The organism is Nocardia sp. NPDC050793 (genome assembly GCF_040654065.1).
Lineage (GTDB): Bacteria > Actinomycetota > Actinomycetes > Mycobacteriales > Mycobacteriaceae > Nocardia.
The window spans coordinates 123,550-140,944 of sequence record NZ_JBFAHG010000002.1; the positions used below are offsets into that span (position 1 = coordinate 123,550).

The 17,395-nt window shown below is 69.3% G+C and carries 15 protein-coding genes; 11 read left to right on the top strand and 4 right to left on the bottom strand.

Annotated features, from left to right (window positions below):
- Window positions 1-20: 20 nt before the first annotated feature.
- From AB0H50_RS06085 to AB0H50_RS06095, 3 genes are all read right to left on the bottom strand, one after another.
- Window positions 21-923 carry a phosphatidylcholine/phosphatidylserine synthase gene (locus tag AB0H50_RS06085; protein ID WP_357449312.1) on the bottom strand — a complete coding sequence of 301 codons (903 nt, stop codon included), beginning with the start codon at window positions 921-923 and terminating at the stop codon, window positions 21-23.
- On the bottom strand, window positions 923-1,636 hold the full coding sequence (locus AB0H50_RS06090) for a phosphatidylserine decarboxylase (RefSeq protein ID WP_357447655.1): 714 nt from the start codon (window positions 1,634-1,636) through the stop codon (window positions 923-925). The genes AB0H50_RS06085 and AB0H50_RS06090 overlap by 1 nt, the downstream gene beginning before the upstream one ends.
- 99 nt (window positions 1,637-1,735) lie before the next feature.
- On the bottom strand, window positions 1,736-2,008 hold the full coding sequence (locus AB0H50_RS06095) for a GlsB/YeaQ/YmgE family stress response membrane protein (protein WP_357447658.1): 273 nt from the start codon (window positions 2,006-2,008) through the stop codon (window positions 1,736-1,738).
- A gap of 222 nt (window positions 2,009-2,230) precedes the next feature.
- On the opposite strand from AB0H50_RS06095, the gene AB0H50_RS06100 reads away from it, so the two are divergent.
- Complete coding sequence (locus AB0H50_RS06100) at window positions 2,231-3,259, top strand: beta-ketoacyl-ACP synthase III (protein ID WP_357447661.1); 1,029 nt, start codon at window positions 2,231-2,233, stop codon at window positions 3,257-3,259.
- 51 nt (window positions 3,260-3,310) lie between these two features.
- Here AB0H50_RS06100 and AB0H50_RS06105 read toward each other — a convergent pair whose 3' ends face one another.
- Window positions 3,311-3,766 (bottom strand): SRPBCC family protein, encoded by a 456-nt coding sequence (locus AB0H50_RS06105; RefSeq protein WP_357447664.1) that lies wholly within the window; start codon window positions 3,764-3,766, stop codon window positions 3,311-3,313.
- A gap of 208 nt (window positions 3,767-3,974) precedes the next feature.
- On the opposite strand from AB0H50_RS06105, the gene AB0H50_RS06110 reads away from it, so the two are divergent.
- From AB0H50_RS06110 to AB0H50_RS06155, 10 genes are all read left to right on the top strand, one after another.
- Entirely contained in the window at window positions 3,975-4,169 is a 195-nt protein-coding gene (locus AB0H50_RS06110; protein WP_357447667.1) for a hypothetical protein, read from the top strand.
- 107 nt (window positions 4,170-4,276) lie between these two features.
- Window positions 4,277-5,944 carry an FAD-dependent oxidoreductase gene (locus tag AB0H50_RS06115; RefSeq protein ID WP_357447669.1) on the top strand — a complete coding sequence of 556 codons (1,668 nt, stop codon included), beginning with the start codon at window positions 4,277-4,279 and terminating at the stop codon, window positions 5,942-5,944.
- 16 nt (window positions 5,945-5,960) lie between these two features.
- On the top strand, window positions 5,961-7,442 hold the full coding sequence (locus AB0H50_RS06120; protein WP_357447672.1) for an ATP-binding protein: 1,482 nt from the start codon (window positions 5,961-5,963) through the stop codon (window positions 7,440-7,442).
- 222 nt (window positions 7,443-7,664) lie between these two features.
- Entirely contained in the window at window positions 7,665-8,018 is a 354-nt protein-coding gene (locus AB0H50_RS06125) for a UBP-type zinc finger domain-containing protein (RefSeq protein ID WP_357447675.1), read from the top strand.
- Between the two features lie 67 nt (window positions 8,019-8,085).
- Window positions 8,086-8,514, top strand: a complete 429-nt coding sequence (locus AB0H50_RS06130; RefSeq protein WP_357447678.1) for a hypothetical protein — start codon at window positions 8,086-8,088, stop codon at window positions 8,512-8,514.
- Between the two features lie 113 nt (window positions 8,515-8,627).
- Window positions 8,628-10,874 (top strand): AAA family ATPase, encoded by a 2,247-nt coding sequence (locus tag AB0H50_RS06135; RefSeq protein WP_357447680.1) that lies wholly within the window; start codon window positions 8,628-8,630, stop codon window positions 10,872-10,874.
- A 67-nt stretch (window positions 10,875-10,941) separates the two neighbouring features.
- Window positions 10,942-12,255 (top strand): hypothetical protein, encoded by a 1,314-nt coding sequence (locus tag AB0H50_RS06140; protein ID WP_357447683.1) that lies wholly within the window; start codon window positions 10,942-10,944, stop codon window positions 12,253-12,255.
- A gap of 110 nt (window positions 12,256-12,365) precedes the next feature.
- Window positions 12,366-15,194, top strand: a complete 2,829-nt coding sequence (locus tag AB0H50_RS06145; protein WP_357447686.1) for a Na+/H+ antiporter subunit A — start codon at window positions 12,366-12,368, stop codon at window positions 15,192-15,194.
- Window positions 15,191-15,568 carry a Na(+)/H(+) antiporter subunit C gene (locus tag AB0H50_RS06150; protein WP_357447688.1) on the top strand — a complete coding sequence of 126 codons (378 nt, stop codon included), beginning with the start codon at window positions 15,191-15,193 and terminating at the stop codon, window positions 15,566-15,568. The genes AB0H50_RS06145 and AB0H50_RS06150 overlap by 4 nt, the downstream gene beginning before the upstream one ends.
- Window positions 15,565-17,166 carry a Na+/H+ antiporter subunit D gene (locus tag AB0H50_RS06155; RefSeq protein WP_357447691.1) on the top strand — a complete coding sequence of 534 codons (1,602 nt, stop codon included), beginning with the start codon at window positions 15,565-15,567 and terminating at the stop codon, window positions 17,164-17,166. Before AB0H50_RS06150 ends, AB0H50_RS06155 begins: the two co-directional genes overlap by 4 nt.
- Window positions 17,167-17,395: the final 229 nt, after the last annotated feature.

Here is a 17,395-nt window from a genome sequence, read left to right on the forward strand (position 1 = left end):
GAAGGCCGCGTTCGTTCGTATCAGCGAACTACGTCCTCCGCCTGTTCTTTCCGGCCGCCCGGCCTGCGCAGCCGCAGTCGCGCGCTCGAGCTGCGGATGCCGGATCGGATGGCGGGCCTGCGCCGCTGCGCCTTGCGCTGCGCCCTGCGTTCGGCGGGCTTGTGCTCCCAGGTCTCCGGCCGAGCCGCCACCCAGCGCTGCGAATACCAGGCGAACGGAATGTGGCCCAGGTAGAGCGCGACGAGCACCAGCAGCAGCACGATCGGATAGGTCACCAGCAGGGCCGCCGCCACCGCGACCAGCACCAGCAGCCCGGCCGCGGCCTGCGGCGCCACCGAAACCGACTTCATCGCCAGCGTCGGAATCGTGCTGACGCACAGCGCCGCCGCGAACACCGTCCATGCCGCGACCTCGTAGAAGCCGACCCACCAGCCGTCGCCGAACTGCACGTACAGCCCGATCGGCACGAGCGCGATCAGCGCGCCCGCCGGCGCGGGCACACCGACGAAATAGTCACGCGACCAATCGGGTCGGGTGTCGTCGTCCATCAGGGTGTTGAACCTGGCCAGACGCAGCACGATGCTCACCGCGAACAACAGCGCGATGATCCAGCCCGCGCTGTTCTGGTCGAGCAGCGCGATGTACAGCACCAGCGCGGGCGCGACGCCGAAGGAGATCGCGTCGGACAGCGAATCGAGCTCAGCACCCATCTTGGTGGTGGCGTCGAGCATGCGGGCCAAGCGGCCGTCGAGGGTGTCGAGCACCGCGGCGGCGCCGACCATGGCCAGCGCGATGTCGAGCTCGCCGTCCAGCGCGAACTTCACCGCGGACAGGCCGGAGGCCAGCGCCAGGATGGTCACGATGCTCGGAAGCAGACGGACGGTGCGGCGCCTGCGCCGTTGGGTGGGCACAGCCGCTTCCATCATGACAACACGGCCAGGACTGTCTCGCCCCCGATGGTGCGCTGCCCCGGCTGCACGAGCAGCTCGGTGCCCGCGGGGAAGTAGGTGTCGACCCGGGAGCCGAAGCGGATCAAACCGTAGGTGTCGCCAATGGTCAGGACGTCGCCGACCTGCGCGTCGCAGACGATGCGCCGGGCGAGCAGGCCCGCGATCTGCACCACGACGAGCCGCTCGCCCGCCGGGGTCTCCAGCACCATGCTGTTGCGCTCGTTCACCGAGCTGGCCTCGGGCAGATCGGCCGAGCGGAACTGGCCCGCCTGGTGGTGCACCGCGCGGACGACGCCGGAGACCGGGGTGCGCTGCACGTGCACGTCCAGCACGGAGAGGAAGATGCTGACCCGGGGCAGCGGCTGGTCGCCGAGCCCGAGCTCCGCGGGCGGCGCTGCCGTGTCGACCAGGGCGATCTCTCCGTCGGCGGGGGCGACGACGGCGCCTGCCCGGTTCGGCGGGACCCGCGTCGGGTGACGGAAGAAGGTGGCGCAGACCGCCGCGGCAAGCAGACCCGTCCGGCGCACCCATTTGCGCTTGCCGCCGAGCACCGCGACCGCGAGCGGCGCGGCGACGAACGGCAGCCCGGCGGGATGCAGCGGGGGAACGGCGGCCCTGACCAGGTCGACGACGTGGCCGACGCCGGTCGTTTCGGGCGTGCCGGGCGGGGTGGGACGGCGTGCCACAGGCTCCTCTTTCGTGCTAGATGCAGTCGGTTGCGCCCTTCAACGATAGGTCCGGCGCAAGCGATCACACCTTACGGGAGGAGCCGGTGACGCGTCCGGTCAGCGCAATGCCCTGCGGCCGGTGACCAGGCCGACGAGGAACAGCAGGACGATCGCCCCGCCGAGGCAGGTGAAGAAGCTGAACCACAGTCCGCCACCCTCGACGTCCACGCCGAACAGCTTGAGCAGGAATCCGCCGAGCAGACCGCCGACGACGCCGACGACGATGTTCAGCAGGATGCCCTGTTGGGCGTCCGTTTTCATGATCTTGCTGGCGATCCAACCGGCGAGACCGCCGATGATGATCCAGCCAATGATCCCGAGACCGAGCATGGTGACCTCGCATCGAGTAGTTGGGCAGGCACGCCTAGTGCTCAGTGGCGTGCTGCCGCAGACATACCCGGCGATTGTGAGAATAAGCACTTCCCGTGGCAACCCTCGGGTAATATGAGGGAGCCTCATGTCTACGCAATCGTAGCGAGTGGCGAATTGATGAGGAGTTCGAGGCTCCGCCGGATCCCCGGCAGCAGCGCCGCAGGTATTAGGAGATCCATCATGTCTGCTCGAATCGCCCAGACCACCGGGGCTGAGCACACCGCGATCCTCGGGCTCGGCGTCTATCGCCCGGCCCGAGTGGTTACCAATGACGAAGTAGCGGGACCGATCAACTCCAGCGACGAGTGGATCCAGACCCGGTCGGGCATCAAGACCCGGCGTTTCGCCTCCGAGGACGAGACGATCCAGAGCATGAGCGTGGCCGCAGCGCAGAACGCGCTGGCAGCGGCGGGCGTGGATTACGACGAGATCGACTGCGTCATCGTCGCCACCTCGACGCATCTGCTGCTGACACCCGCCGCCGCACCGCGCATCGCCACCGAGCTCGGCATGAACGGCGTTGCCGCGTTCGACGTCTCCGCGGGCTGCGCGGGGTTCTGTCACGCGCTGGCGATGGCGTCGGACCTCGTGCGGTGCGGCACGTCCAAGAACGTGCTGGTGATCGGTGTGGAGAAGCTGACCAACACCATCAACATGAGCGACCGCTCCACCGCGTTCCTGTTCGCCGACGGCGCGGGCGCCGTGGTGGTCGGCCCCTCCGAGGAGACGGGCATCGGCCCGACCGTGTGGGGCTCGGATGGCACCCAGCACCACGCGATCCGCCAGGACAAGGACTGGATGGAGTACTTCGCCGAGATCGACGAGAAGGGTCTCGACGCGGTCCGGCCGTACCTGACCATGGAGGGCACCGCCGTCTTCCGTTGGGCCGCCCACTCGTTGGAGAAGGTGTGCCGCGACGCGATCGATCGCGCCGGACTCACCACCGACGACCTACAGGCGATGATCCCGCACCAGGCCAACGGCCGGATCATCGAGATCATGGCGCGCGTGCTCAAGCTGCCGGAGAACTGCGCGCTCGCGCACGACATCGAGGAGACCGGCAACACCTCGGCCGCGTCCATCCCGCTGGCCATGGAAGCGCTGCTCCGCAACGGCGAGTCGAAGCCGGGCGACACCGCGCTGCTCATCGCCTTCGGCGCGGGTCTGTCCTACGCGGCGCAGGTCGTCACCCTGCCGAACTGGAAGTAGTCGGTTCCGCGATTGCGCCCTCGCCCCGCCCGGGGCGAGGGCGCAATCGCGTCAGGCGCCCGTCTCGGCCGCAGACTTGATCTTGGCGAGCGTCTCGTTCATGCCGCGGACCAGGTTGGCCTCGAAGGCCTGCTCGCCGCCGAGCATGGCGTCGATGGTCTTGCGGATCACCCAGGTGACGCCGTTGGACACGTCGCGTCGCTCGACCAGCCGGGTGCCGGTCGCGGTGGGCTCCAGCGTGTAGCTCCACACCGTGTTGTTCTCGTTCATCCGGAACGCGAAGGCCCGATTGGGCTCGAACCGCACGATGCGCGAGGTCGTCGGCCAGCGCTTCCCGCCATCCTTGTTCCAGTTCACGGTCCAGGTACCCGCCTTCGGCGTGCCGAGCGGGATCATCCGGACGGTCATCGGACTGAACTCGGGCATCCGCTTCAGATCGGAGACGATCTGCCAGACGCGCTCCGGGGGCGCGGCGATGTCGACGGTCGCTTCGAGATGATTGGGCAACGCTGCCTCCGGTAATGCGCGGTCCGGACAATCCAGACACATGTGTACGACAAGTTACAGACATCCTGAACGGGCGCCCCTGGAAGACAACTGTGTCACATTTTGGCTTCTTGGTCGGCTCCGCTCGTAATGGTCCGCGCACAATTGCGGATAGACGAAGCACAAGCCACAGCCACGAGCTTTTCCGTCCAGCGTGAGGTGATCGGCCGTGAAACTCAGCTCGCTTCTTCATCGTCGGCAAGCGGACCAGCTTCCGCTGCTTCCCTCCGCAGAACCCGATGACGGTGCCGCGGACGGTGGTGCGCTCACGCGGCGGGCCGAGAAGGCGCTCGCCCAAGAAGAACGGCTGGAGCGATTACTCACGCCGAGCGAACTCGAAATGGTGCTCGAGCACCGCGTGTGAACCGGGTCGCGCATCGCGCGGCGATGCCCCTGCGGGGGCGCGGGGGATGACTCGAGGGGCGGGAAACTCCGGCGACACTCCCGACGCCGAAGCGACATACTTTTGTGGTGACTGCACCCGCTGCTACGAAACCGGCAATCCTGAGCGTCGACGACGATCCGGGCGTCTCCCGGGCTGTCGTGCGCGATCTGCGCCGCCGCTATGGCGCCGACTACCGGATTCTGCGCGCGGAATCCGGCCCGCAGGCGCTCGAGGCGCTGCGCGAAATGAAGCTGCGCGGCCAGCCGGTCGCCGTGCTGATCGCCGACTACCGGATGCCGGGCATGGACGGCATCGAATTCCTGGAGCAGGCCATGGACCTGCACCCGTACGCGCGCCGCGTGCTGCTGACCGCCTACGCCGACACCAACGCCGCGATCGACGCGATCAACGTAATCGATCTGGACCACTACCTGCTCAAGCCGTGGGACCCGCCGGAGGAGAAGCTCTATCCGGTGCTGGACGGCCTGCTCGACGCCTGGCGCAGCAGTGAACACCGGCCGGTGACCGAGACCAAGGTGGTCGGCAACCGCTGGTCCCCGCGCTCCTCGCAGGTGCGTGAATTCTTGGCCCGCAACCAGTTGCCCTACCGGTGGTACCTGGCCGACGAACCGGAAGGCCTCCGGCTGCTGGAGGCGGCGGGCGCCGACCCGAACCGATGTCCGGTGGTGATCACGGCCTCCGGTGACGCGCTGGTCCAGCCGTCCGACAGCGCACTGGCCGAGAGCGTCGGGCTGAACGTCACCCCCACCGGCGATTTCTACGACCTGATCGTGGTCGGCGGCGGCCCCGCCGGGCTGGGCGCCGCGGTGTACGGCGCGTCCGAGGGCCTGCGCACGGTGCTCGTCGAACGCACCGCGACCGGAGGCCAGGCGGGGCAGAGCTCTCGCATCGAGAACTATCTCGGCTTCCCCGACGGGCTTTCGGGCGCGCAGCTGGCCGACCGTGCGCGACGGCAGGCCGCCAAGTTCGGGGCCGAGGTGATCACCACCCGCGAGGTTGTCGGACTCGAGGTCAACGGTTCGGCGCGCACCGTGCGTTTCGCCGACGGCGGGACGCTGTGCGGGCACACCGTGATCATCGCGACCGGCGTGGACTATCGGCGTCATCCCGCGCCGGGCGTCGACGAATTCACCGGTCGCGGAGTGTATTACGGCTCGGCGATGACCGAGGCGTCCGAGTGCGCCGATCACGAGGTCTACATCGTCGGCGGCGCGAACTCGGCCGGGCAGGCGGCGGTATTCCTTTCCCGCAACGCTCGCACCGTGCACCTGGTGGTGCGCGCGGACTCACTGGAGAAGTCCATGTCGCACTATCTGATTCAGCAGATCGCGCAGGTCTCGAATATCAAGGTGCACACCAACACCGAGGTCACCGCCGCCGACGGCAACGATCACCTGGAGCGAATCGTGTTGCGCGACAATGTCACAGGCTCGGAACAGAAGGCGGAGGCCGAGCGGCTGTTCCTGTTCATCGGTGCGGCGCCGCAGACGGACTGGCTCGACGGCGTCGTCAAGCGCGACGACGCCGGGTACGTGCTCGCCGGACCGGATCTGATGGTCGACGGCGCCCGTCCGGCGGGCTGGGAATTGCCGCGCCCGCCACACCATTTGGAAACAAGCGTGCCCGGCGTGTTCGTCGCGGGCGACGTGCACGCCGAATCCGCCAAGCGGGTCGCCTCGGCGGTCGGCGAGGGCGCGATGGCGGTCATGCTCGTGCACCGGTACCTGGCGTGAAATCAGGAGGGCAGTAGTGACACTCGAAAACGCCGCTCGCCATTCGCATCTGGTCTGCGATCCGGCGGAACTGCGCACCCTGTTCCTGTTCGAGAAACTCGACGACGACCAGCTGGCCTGGTTGTGCGCCGACGGACGCATCGAGTACATCGAGCCCGGACTCGTCTTCCGGGAAGGCGATCCGGCCACCTGTTTCTACGTCCTGATGGACGGCGAGGTGCGGCTGACCAAGCTGTCCGGCGGCACCGAGATCGAACTGAACCGCACCGATCACCAGGGCGCCTACGCGGGCGCGTGGAGCGCGTACCTCGGCGACAAGGCCGATTCGAACTACACCGGTTCGATGTACGTCACCCGCAAGTCCCGGTTCTACGTGCTCGACGCGGGCACCTTCGCGCGCATGATGCACGAGTGGTTCCCGATGGCGGTGCACCTGCTGGAAGGCGCGTTCTTCGGCAACCGCAACACCAGCCAACGCGTCGCGGAGCGGGAGCGCCTGCTTGCGCTCGGCTCGCTGTCGGCGGGTCTCACCCACGAGCTGAACAACCCGGCCGCCGCCGCGGTGCGCGCCACCTCGGGCCTGCGCGAGCGGGTCGCGGGGATGCGGCACAAGCTGGCCATGATGGCCGACGGGAAGTTCCAGCCGGATGTGCTCGTCACCCTGGTTCGGCTGCAAGAGGAGGCGGCTGCCCAGGTCGCCAAGGCGCCCGAACTGACCCCGATGGAGGCCGCCGACCGGGAGGACATACTCGGCGAGTGGCTCGAGGAGCACGAGATCGGCGACGGCTGGGCGCTTGCGCCCAACTTCGTTCAGGCCGGATTCGACGTGGACTGGCTGGAGCGCGTGTGGGGCACCCTGGAGAGCTGCCCGAACAAGGTGTTCGAGGGCGCGATTCGCTGGCTCAACTACACGATCGAGACCGAGTTGCTGATGAACGAGATCGCGGATTCGACCGCGCGGATCTCCACGCTGGTCGGCGCCGCCAAGCAGTACTCGCAGATGGACCGTGCCCCGTTCCAGGTGGTCGATATCCACGAGCTGCTCGACAGCACCCTCGTCATGCTGAACAGGAAGCTCGGCGACGGCGTGCGCGTGGTCAAGGAGTACGACCGCACCCTGCCGCTGCTGCCCTGCTACGCCGCCGAGCTCAACCAGGTGTGGACGAACCTGATCGACAACGCGGTGTACGCGATGCGCGGCGAAGGCACCCTCACAGTGCGGACCTACAAGGAGAACGACTGCGCCGTCATCGAGATCGGCGACACCGGCCCCGGCATCCCCGACGACGTGCGCCGCCGCGTCTTCGAACCGTTCTTCACCACCAAACCGGTCGGCGAAGGCACCGGCCTCGGCCTGGACATCTCCTTCCGCATCGTCGTCAACAAGCACAACGGCGACATCCGCGTCGATTCCGAACCCGGCGACACCCGCTTCATCGTCCGCCTCCCCTTGCACCGCCCGGAGCAAAATGAAGAGGGCGCATTAGAAACCCAGTAACGCTATAGAACCCAGGCACAAGCAAACAAAATCTGAACGCACCACCCGAACACTCCCAACCACCCCCAGGGCGAGTCTTACGAGCCCGTTCGCGGCCCGTCTCGCGTCCGAGCGTTCGCGACGCATGCGCCGCAGGCGCGAGACGTGAACGCTCGGACGCGAGACACCAGGGGGCCGCGAACCCGCGCGCGCCAGCGCGCCGAAAACACAGGAGGCACCCGAATGACGGAAGCCATCGAAGGCATCAACCCGGCCGTCCCGCCGAGCGGCTCCGGCTGTCTCGAATGCGAAGCCGAGCAGGGCTGGTGGGTCCACCTCCGCCGTTGCGCCGAGTGCGGCCACGTCGGCTGCTGCGACACCTCCCCCGCCCAGCACGCCTCCAAGCACGCCAAGGACACCGGCCACCCGTTCATCCAGAGCTTCGAGCCCGGCGAGGACTGGTTCTGGGATTTCCGCAGCGAGGAGATGTACGGCGGCGGCCCCGAACTCGCGCCTCCGCACAGCCATCCGGCCGATCAAGGCGTGCCGGGCCCGCGCGAGCGGGTGCCTGCCGACTGGCAAACGCACATCCACTGATATCCCTGCACTACACTCCCCCACGCGCCGGAGGCTCCGGCGCCGTGTGGTATCCGGGAAGCACCAAATGAAGCGAATTTCCGTCATCGTCCTGGCCGTGGGCACGGTGGCACTGGCGGCGACCGGCTGCGGCGGGTCGGACGAGTCCAGCGACGCGAGCGGCCTACGCAAGGGCACTCCTGGCACGAGCGCGAGCGCGACGCACGCGCCGACCACGACAGCTTCGGCGCCTGTCACGAGCAATAGCGCCGCAGCCACCGCGCAGGCCGACACGTCCGGCCTCGGCCCGGCCTCGCGCACCACGTGCGGCGAGTTCAAGTGGCTCGACGCCGACGCCGAGAAGCGGGTCATCGAGGAGATCCTCGCCGAGAATCCGGACAGCGCGTTCGCAGGCAGCCCGAATGTCGCGCTCGGCACGGCCAAGCTGGTGTGCTTGTCGCCGAGCAACGCCGACAAGCCGGTGGCCGTGGCCGCCCGGATCATCGCACCCGCGTGAACTAGGTCTGTTTCCGTCCTCGCGACGGCCGTACGCGGCATCGCGGACGGCCGCGCCGACGACTTCACCTGCGTCTCGACCCACACGCGCGCAGACGCGGGCAGAATGGCACAGTGGCTGAACTGGCGCTCACCGCTCGACTGAATCCATCCGCCGCCGACGCGCGACGCGGGGTGGTGCGGCTGCATCCGGAGGCACTGACGGCGCTCGGCCTGCGGGAATGGGATGGGGTCGCGCTGGCGGGGTCGCGCCGTACCGCGGCGGTGGTTGGCATCGCGCCAGCGGGCACACCGGCGGGCGTCGCGCTGCTGGACGACGTGACGCTGTCGAACGCGGGCCTGCGCGAGAACGCGACGGTGGTGGTCTCCCCGGCAAGCGTGTTCGGCGCCAAGCAGATCTCGGTGAGCGGTTCGGTGCACGCCACCCGCAGCATTCCGGCCGCCACGCTGCGTCAGGCGCTGCTCGGCAAGGTCGTCACGGTGGGTGACGCGGTGTCGCTGCTGCCGCGCGATCTGGGACCGGACATTCCGTCGTCGGCGGCGAGCCAGGCGCTGTCGCGCACCTTCGGTATCGCGTGGACCACCGAACTGCTGACCGTCACGGCCACCGATCCGGTGCGCGGAGCGGTGAGCGTGCAGCCCAATACGGCCGTCGTCTGGGGTCCGGGCGCGGTCGCGGCGCTGGACGCCGCCGACCGCGCGGCTGCGGGTTACCCGACCCCGATGCACGGAGCAACCGAAGCGGCCGCGTTGGCGTCCGCCGCGGGCACCAACGGCGCGACCCTGGTGCGCGGTGCGCCGCCGCGGGTGCCCGTGGAGGAACTCGTCGGCGTGCACGCGCAGGCCGCGAAGCTCACCGAATGGCTCAGCCTCGCGCTCGACGAACCCGAGCTGCTCAGAACCCTCGGCGCCACACCGCATCTCGGGGTGCTGATCACCGGGCCCGCCGGCGTCGGCAAGGCCACCTTGGCCCGGTCGGTGACCGCCCCGCGGCGCATCGTCGAATTGGACGGACCCTCGGTCGGCGCGGCGGAGGGCGGCGCCCGGTTGCGCGAGGTGGCGGCCGCGGTGGCCGACGTGGGCTCCGGACGGGGCGGCATCCTGCTCATCGCCGATATCGATGCGCTGCTGCCCGCCGACCCCGAGCCGGTCGCGACGCTGATTCTGGACCAGTTGCGCGCGGCGATGGCCGAGACCGCCGTGGCTTTCATCGCGACGACAGCGCATCCGGCCGGTGTGGACGCAAGGCTGCGCGCGCCGGATCTGTGCGACCGGGAGCTCGCGCTTCCGCTGCCCACCGCGGCGATGCGCAAGGCGCTGCTGGAGCAAAGGCTGCGCAAGGTGCCGACCGGCGACGTGAAACTCGACGAGATCGCCGCGCGCACACCGGGTTTCGTGGTGTCCGATCTCGCGGCGTTGTGCCGGGAGGCGGCCCTGCGCGCGGCGTCGCGGGTGAGCAAGGAGCAGGCCGACGCGCGCCTGACGCAGGAGGACCTGGTCGGCGCGCTGGAGGTGATCCGACCGCTGTCCCGTTCCGGCATGGAGGAATTGGCCATCGGCAGCCTCGGCCTGAACGACGTGGGCGACATGGTCGAGACCAAGCAGGCGCTCACCGAGGCGGTGCTCTGGCCGCTGCGTCATCCGGATTCCTTCGCCAGGCTCGGCATCGAACCGCCGCGCGGCGTACTGCTCTACGGCCCGCCCGGCTGCGGCAAGACGTTCCTGGTACGCGCCTTGGCAGGCTCGGGCCAGCTCAGCGTGCACGTGGTCAAGGGCGCGGAGCTGTTGGACAAGTGGGTCGGCGCGTCCGAGCGCGCGGTACGCGAATTGTTCCAGCGGGCAAGGGATTCCGCGCCATCGCTGATCTTCCTCGACGAAGTGGACGCGCTCGCGCCGCGGCGCGGGCAGAGCACCGATTCCGGCGTCGGCGACCGGGTGGTCGCGGCGCTGCTCACCGAACTCGACGGGGTGGAGCCGCTGCGTGACGTGGTGGTGCTCGGCGCGACGAACCGGCCCGAGCTGATCGATCCCGCGCTGCTGCGGCCCGGACGGCTGGAGCGGCTGGTGTTCGTCCCGCCGCCGGACGGCGCGGCGCGGCTGGAGATCCTGCGGACCGCTAGCCGTTCGGTACCGCTGGCCGCCGACGTCGACCTCACCGCGCTGGCCGCGGACCTGGACGGCTACTCCGCCGCCGACTGCGCCGCGCTCCTGCGCGAGGCCGCGCTGGCGGCGATGCGCCGCGACGTGGACGCCGCCGACGTCACCGCCGCGGACCTCGCCGCCGCCCGCGCCGTTGTGCGTCCTTCGCTGGACCCGGATCAGGTCGAAGCACTGCGCCGGTACGCGGAAAACCGCAGCTGACCGATATTCGACATGCGGCCGACGAGCAATCACCGATTCGGCGCCGCGGCGCGGGTATGTTGCCCACGTGCGGCGATGGATCGGCGACGGAGTCGACGTGGTCACGGCCTTCATCGGGGCCGCGGTCGCGGGGATCGCGCTGTTCCTGCCGATCACCTTCAGCTGGACCGCGCAGAGCACGCCCTACCGGATCGCCAGCCTGATCAACAGCGCGCCGCGCGGCGCGACGATCGGGATGGTCGTCGCAGTCACCGTAGCGGTGCTGATCAGCACCTTCGCCAAGCCGTTCACCGGCTGGGTGGTGGCGTTCGGCGCGGCGTTCGGTCTCCTCGTCAACCACTTCGCCGGCCGCAACGTCACCTCCGCCGACCTGCTCACCACACAGAACTACATCGACTCGGTATGCGGCGGAATCCTGTTGGGCGCGTTGGGTATCGCCGCGCTACGCAAGCCCGCCCCGGCGATCGGCTACGTGCTCGGCACGGCGACGTTCTTCGTCTTCGGTGACCTCGCCGACTGGCTCGATGTGCCCGCTCAGGACCCGTTGGCGGTGCTGGAGACACCGCCGCGCTGGATGATCGGCATCTCGGTAGTTCTGCTCTTCCTCGCCGTCGCCCGCCATCGCACCCGGATCGGGCGGCAGCGCGAGTCGACCGTGCCCATCGATCTGCCCATCACACCGATTCTCGCGGCCACCGTGCTCGGCCTGATCGTCCTCGCGGCCACCGAATGGCTGGCGGGCCAGTACAACAACGTCTCCGCCCCGAGCGACAACCGCCTGGAGATCGCGATCGCCGTCGCGGCCACCATCATCGCCGCGCTGATCGCGGCCATGCTGCTGCCGGGCCGCGACGGCATCGGCGTGCTGCTCGCGGTGAGTCTGGTGGCGACCGCCGACGCGCTCGGTTTCGCGCCGCGGCCCTGGTGGAGCGTCATCGCGGTGCTCGCGCTCACCGCACTCGGGTTGTTCGCCGGTCTCCGCGCGCCGTCGCCGTTCCTGGCGCTGCTGGCCCTCATGGGCGTCACCGTGTTCGCGTTTCTCGACGCGCACGGCGACGACGCCGTGTACTACTCCGTCGCGACGGCGCTGCTCGCGTTGACGGCCGGGTACAGCTGCGGCGCCGCCCGGCCGCGCTACGGCCCGAGCGCCGTGCTCGCCCTCGGCGCGCTCTACCTGCCGAGCATCGTCACCGCGCTTCCGGTGGAGAACGAGACCTGGCCGCCGCGGGACAACATGGCCGACGCCGCGACCCCGGGCCGAGTGGCACTGATGATCGTGATCGGCTGCGCGATCGCCCTGCTCCTGGTGTACCGGTTACGGCCGCGCAGCTACCGCAAACCCGCGGCTCCCGCGTCGCAGAACAAGGTAGCGGACATATAGCCGAAGCGCTTCGACATGGTTGACGCCATAGCGGGCGGTCCCGCGAAAAACCCTGGCTCCACGTAGGCTGGAACCGCACCACCGCCCGCTACGAACTGACGGAGTGCAGTTTGCTCGTAATCCTGCTCGCGCATGCGCTAGCCGCACTGGCCGCGCCGCTGTGCGTACGGGTGTTGGGCCGCAACGCGTTCGCGGTGCTCGCGCTGGCGCCGCTGGCCGGATTCGGCTGGGTGATCGCGAATTGGGATAGCACACAGCAGGTTCGGCTGAGCTGGGCGCCCGGCATCGCGATGAACATCGATCTTCGCTTCGATTCGCTCGCGGCCGTCATGGCCGCGCTCGTACTCGGCGTCGGCACGCTGATCCTGCTCTACTGCACCCGTTATTTCGAGGACGACGAACCAAGGCTCGGCGTGTTCGCCGCCCAGTTCGTCGGCTTCGCCGGTGCCATGTTCGAGCTGGTCACCAGCGACAATATGCTGCTGCTCTACGTCTTCTGGGAGGCGACGACGGTGCTGTCGTTCCTCCTGGTCGGCCACCACGCCGAGCGCGCGACCAGCAGGCGCGCCGCCTTGCAGGCACTGCTGGTCACCGGGGCGGGCGGGCTGGCCATGCTGGTCGGCATCGTCATCCTGGGGCAGACCTACGGCACCTACCTGCTGTCGGACCTGCTGGCCACGGCGAGCCCGCCGGGCGGCGTCGCGGTATCGGTTGCCGTTGCGCTGCTGCTCGTCGGCGCGCTCAGCAAGTCCGCGATCGTTCCGCTGCACTTCTGGCTTCCCGGCGCGATGGCCGCGCCGACTCCGGTCAGCGCGTACCTGCACGCCGCGGCCATGGTGAAGGCGGGCGTGTACCTGGTGGCGCGGCTCGCGCCGGTCTTCGCGAACACCCCGCCGTGGCAGCCGATGGTGCTCGTCCTCGGCGCGGTGACCATGCTGCTCGCGGGCATTCGCGCGCTGCGCGTGACCGATCTGAAGCTGCTGCTCGCCTTCGGCACCGTGAGCCAGCTGGGTTTCCTGATCGTGCTGCTCGGGCTCGGCACACCGGACGCCGCGCTGGCCGGAACGACGCTGATCGTGGCGCACGCACTGTTCAAGGCGTGCCTGTTCATGGTGGTCGGGATCGTGGATCACGGTGCAGGGACCCGAGATTTGCGCGAGTTGTCCGGGCTCGGACGACGTGCTCCCGTGCTGTGCGGCGTGGCGGTGCTCGCGGCGCTGAGCATGGCGGGCATTCCGTTGCTGCTCGGGTTCGTCGGCAAGGAGAGTGCGCTCGGCGCGATCCTGGACGCCGACACCATTGCCACGCCCGCGCGCACGGCACTGTGCGCGGCGATCGTGCTCGGTTCCATGCTGACCGTCGGTTACAGCGCCCGCTTCGTCTGGGGCGCCTTCGGCGACAGGCCGCTCGACGAGGAGCTGTCGTGGCACCCGCCGGGGTGGCTGTTCCTCGCGCCGCCCGCCATGCTCGCCGTGGCCGGCCTCGCGGCGGGAGTCGGCGCGCAATGGCTGGACGAGCTGCTGCGCGGATACGCGGAAACGCTTCCGGGAGAACTCGTTTCGCATCTGTCGCTGTGGCACGGGCTCACCCTGCCGCTGGCTCTGTCGGTGCTGATCGTCGTCGCGGGTTCCGCGCTTTTCCTGGTGCGCAACCGATTCGGCGAGTCCGCGCATCCGCGTCTCGGCAACGCCGACCGGGCCTACGACGCCACGCTGCGCGCGATGGACCGGCTCTCGCTCCGGATGACCGGATCGGTGCAGCGCGGCTCGCTGCCGCTGACCCAGGCCACCATCCTCGGCACCCTGATCATCCTGCCCTCCGCCCTGCTCGCACTGGGCACCAGGACAGGAGTCGAACTGCGCCTGTGGGATTCGCCGCTGCAACTGGCGATCGCCGGAATCATGGCGGCCATGGCGTTCGCGGCCACCGTGCTGCGCAACCGGCTCGCCAGCGTGCTGGTTGTCGGCGTCACCGGCTACGGCTGCGGCGTCGTCTTCGCGCTGCACGGCGCACCCGACCTCGCACTCACCCAGTTCCTCGTGGAGACGCTGACGCTGGTCGTCTTCGTGCTGGTGCTGCGCGCCTTCCCCGCCGAGATCGAGGCGAGCAGGACCGCCGCGTTCAAGACTCGCCGCGCCGTGCTTGCCGCGGCGGTGGGCGCGACCGTGACGGTGCTCGCCGCCTTCGCCACCGCCGCGCGCGGCGCCGAACCGATCTGGCGCCGCATCCCGGAGGCCGCTTACCGGATCGGCGGCGGCAAGAACGCGGTCAACGTCCTGCTCATCGACATCAGGGCGTGGGACACGCTCGGCGAGATCTCGGTGCTCATCGTCGCCGCCACCGGCGTGGCTTCGCTGGTGTTCCGCACCAGGCGATTCGGCGCGGCGCCGCGCGCCGCCGACGCACCGAACTACAACCCGGACCTGGTCAGCTGGCTACCCGCGGGGCGGCTGGTCGATCGCCGGGAACGCTCGATGGTCCTGCAGATCACCACCCGCCTGCTCTTCCCGACGATCATGGTGCTCTCGATCTACTTCTTCTTCGCGGGCCACAACGCCCCCGGCGGCGGTTTCGCGGGCGGGCTCACCGCGGGCCTGGCGCTGACCCTGCGCTACCTCGCCGGCGGCCGCTACGAACTCGGCGAGGCGCTGCCGCTGGAGGCGGGCCACGTGCTCGGCGCCGGGCTCACGCTGGCGGCGGGCACCGCGGCCACCTCGCTGCTGCTCGGCGCGCCGCCGCTGTCCTCGGCGATCGTCGAGGTGACGCTGCCGCTGTTCGGGCACGTCAAGCTGGTCACTTCGCTGCTCTTCGACCTCGGCGTCTACCTGATCGTGGTCGGCCTCGTCCTCGACGTGCTGCGCAGTCTCGGCGCCCGCTTGGACAGCGAACTCGGCGACACCACCGACGAGCCCGCCCAAACCTGGCGAGGCGGCGCATGAGTGCGAATCTGACCCTGCTCGTCCTCATCGGCGTCCTGACCGCCTGCGGGGTGTACCTGATCCTGGAGCGCGCCGTCTCCAAGATGCTGCTCGGCATGATCCTGTTCGGCAACGCGGTGAACCTGCTGATCCTCACCGTCGGCGGCCCGGACGGCGAGCCGCCCATCGGCGACGGCGAGGACGCCGAGGGCATGGCGGACCCGCTGGCCCAGGCGATGGTGCTCACCGCGATCGTCATCACGATGGGCCTCGCGGCGTTCGTGCTGTCCCTCGCCTATCGGTCCTACATGCTCACCACCACCGACGACGTCCAGAACGATCCCGGCGACGCTGAGGTGGCGACCCAGCGCGACCGAGAGGATCCGGAAGATTGACCCTCTCCCCGGACCTATTGCCCGCGCTGACGCCGCTGCCAGTGCTCATCCCGCTGCTCGGCGCGGCGGCCACCCTGGTGTTCGGACGCAGGCCGCGCATCCAGCGCACCGTCACTTTGGGGGCGCTCACCGCGGTCGTTGTCATCACCGGCCTGCTGCTGTACCTGGCCGACCGGGACGGCACCACCGCGGTGCAGGTCGGCGGATGGGAAACCCCGATCGGCATCACGCTGGTGGTGGACCGGCTCTCCTCCGCCATGCTGCTGGTCTCGGCCATCGTGCTGCTCGCCGTCTCGATCTACGGCGCGGGCCAGAACATCCGCGACGGCGACCAGCGCCAGCCGACCTCCATCTACCGTCCCACGTATCTCGTTCTGACAGCGGGCGTTTCGGCGGCCTTCCTGGCCGGCGACCTGTTCAACCTGTTCGTCGGCTTCGAGATGCTGCTCGCCGCGTCGTTCGTCTTGCTGACCGTTGGCGCGACCACCGAACGCATCCGAGCGGGCGTGGGATACGTGATGGTGTCGATGCTCTCGTCACTGATCTTCCTGACCGGCATCGGCTTGGTCTACGCGACAACGGGGACACTGAATCTGGCGCAGCTCGCCGTTCGTCTCGGCGCGGCCCCGGACGGCGTGCGCGCGGCGATCTACGCGGTGCTGCTGGTGGCCTTCGGTATCAAGGCGGCGGTGTTCCCGCTCTCGAACTGGCTGCCCGACTCCTACCCGTCCGCGCCCGCGCCGGTGACCGCCGTCTTCGCCGGCTTGCTGACGAAAGTCGGTGTGTACTCGATCATCCGGACGCACACGCTGCTGTTCCCCGACGGCGGCTTCGACACCGTCCTGCTGATCTGCGGCCTGCTCACCATGGTGATCGGCATCCTCGGCGCGATCGCCCAGCACGACATCCGACGGCTGCTCTCGTTCACGCTGGTCAGCCACATCGGGTACATGATCTTCGGTGTCGGGCTCGCCACCACGGCGGGACTGGCGGGCGCGGTTTTCTATGTGGCGCATCACATTCTGGTGCAGACCACCCTGTTCCTCGTGGTCGGCCTGATCGAGCGGCAGGCCGGATCCACCTCGCTGCGCAGGCTCGGCGGGCTGGCTGCGGCGAGTCCGGTGCTCGGCGTGCTGTTCCTGGTGCCCGCGCTGAATCTCGGTGGCATACCGCCCTTTTCGGGGTTCATCGGTAAGGTGGCGCTACTCCAGGCCGGCGCGTCCGACGGCAGCGTGCTGGCCTGGGTGTTGGTCGCGGGCGCCGTGCTCACCAGCCTGCTGACGCTCTACGCGATCGCGCGGGTCTGGGCCAAAGTGTTCTGGCGGCCGCGCACCGAAGCGCCGGAAGGACACCTCGCGGCGGCGAATCCGCCCACCCTGATCGAGGATTCGACCGACGTGCTCTACGACGAGCGCACCGATCCCGGCCGCATCCCGCCGCTGATGCTGCTGTCGACCATGGCGCTGGCCGCGGTCGGCCTCGGCCTCACCGTGCTGGCGGGCCCGATCCTCGGCATCGCCGACCGCGCCGCCGCCGACCTGCACGATCCCGCGGTGTACGTCGGCGCGGTACTCGGCGAACCGGAGGCGCACCGATGAGAAGCTCGTGTGGGCGCGCAACGCGTACGCCGGAGTCGAACGTGGGCGAGGAGCCGGCATGAGCGAACGCAGTGAGCGAATCATGTGCCAGCGCGCCTCGCGCATGACGGAGCCGAGCGCCAGCGAGGAGCCGACATGAGCGAACGCAGTGAGCGAATCATGTGCCAGCGCGCCTCGCGCATGACGGAGCCGAGCGCCAGCGAGGAGCCGACATGAGCGAACGCAGTGA

Excerpts from the sequence above, each read along its gene's own strand:
- AB0H50_RS06085 (WP_357449312.1), bottom strand. The coding sequence starts at position 923 with ATGGAAGCGGCTGTGCCCACCCAACGGCGCAGGCGCCGCACCGTCCGT.
- AB0H50_RS06095 (WP_357447658.1), bottom strand. The coding sequence starts at position 2,008 with ATGCTCGGTCTCGGGATCATTGGCTGGATCATCATCGGCGGTCTCGCC.
- AB0H50_RS06100 (WP_357447661.1), top strand. The coding sequence starts at position 2,231 with ATGTCTGCTCGAATCGCCCAGACCACCGGGGCTGAGCACACCGCGATC.
- AB0H50_RS06125 (WP_357447675.1), top strand. The coding sequence starts at position 7,665 with ATGACGGAAGCCATCGAAGGCATCAACCCGGCCGTCCCGCCGAGCGGC.
- AB0H50_RS06130 (WP_357447678.1), top strand. The coding sequence starts at position 8,086 with ATGAAGCGAATTTCCGTCATCGTCCTGGCCGTGGGCACGGTGGCACTG.
- AB0H50_RS06150 (WP_357447688.1), top strand. The coding sequence starts at position 15,191 with ATGAGTGCGAATCTGACCCTGCTCGTCCTCATCGGCGTCCTGACCGCC.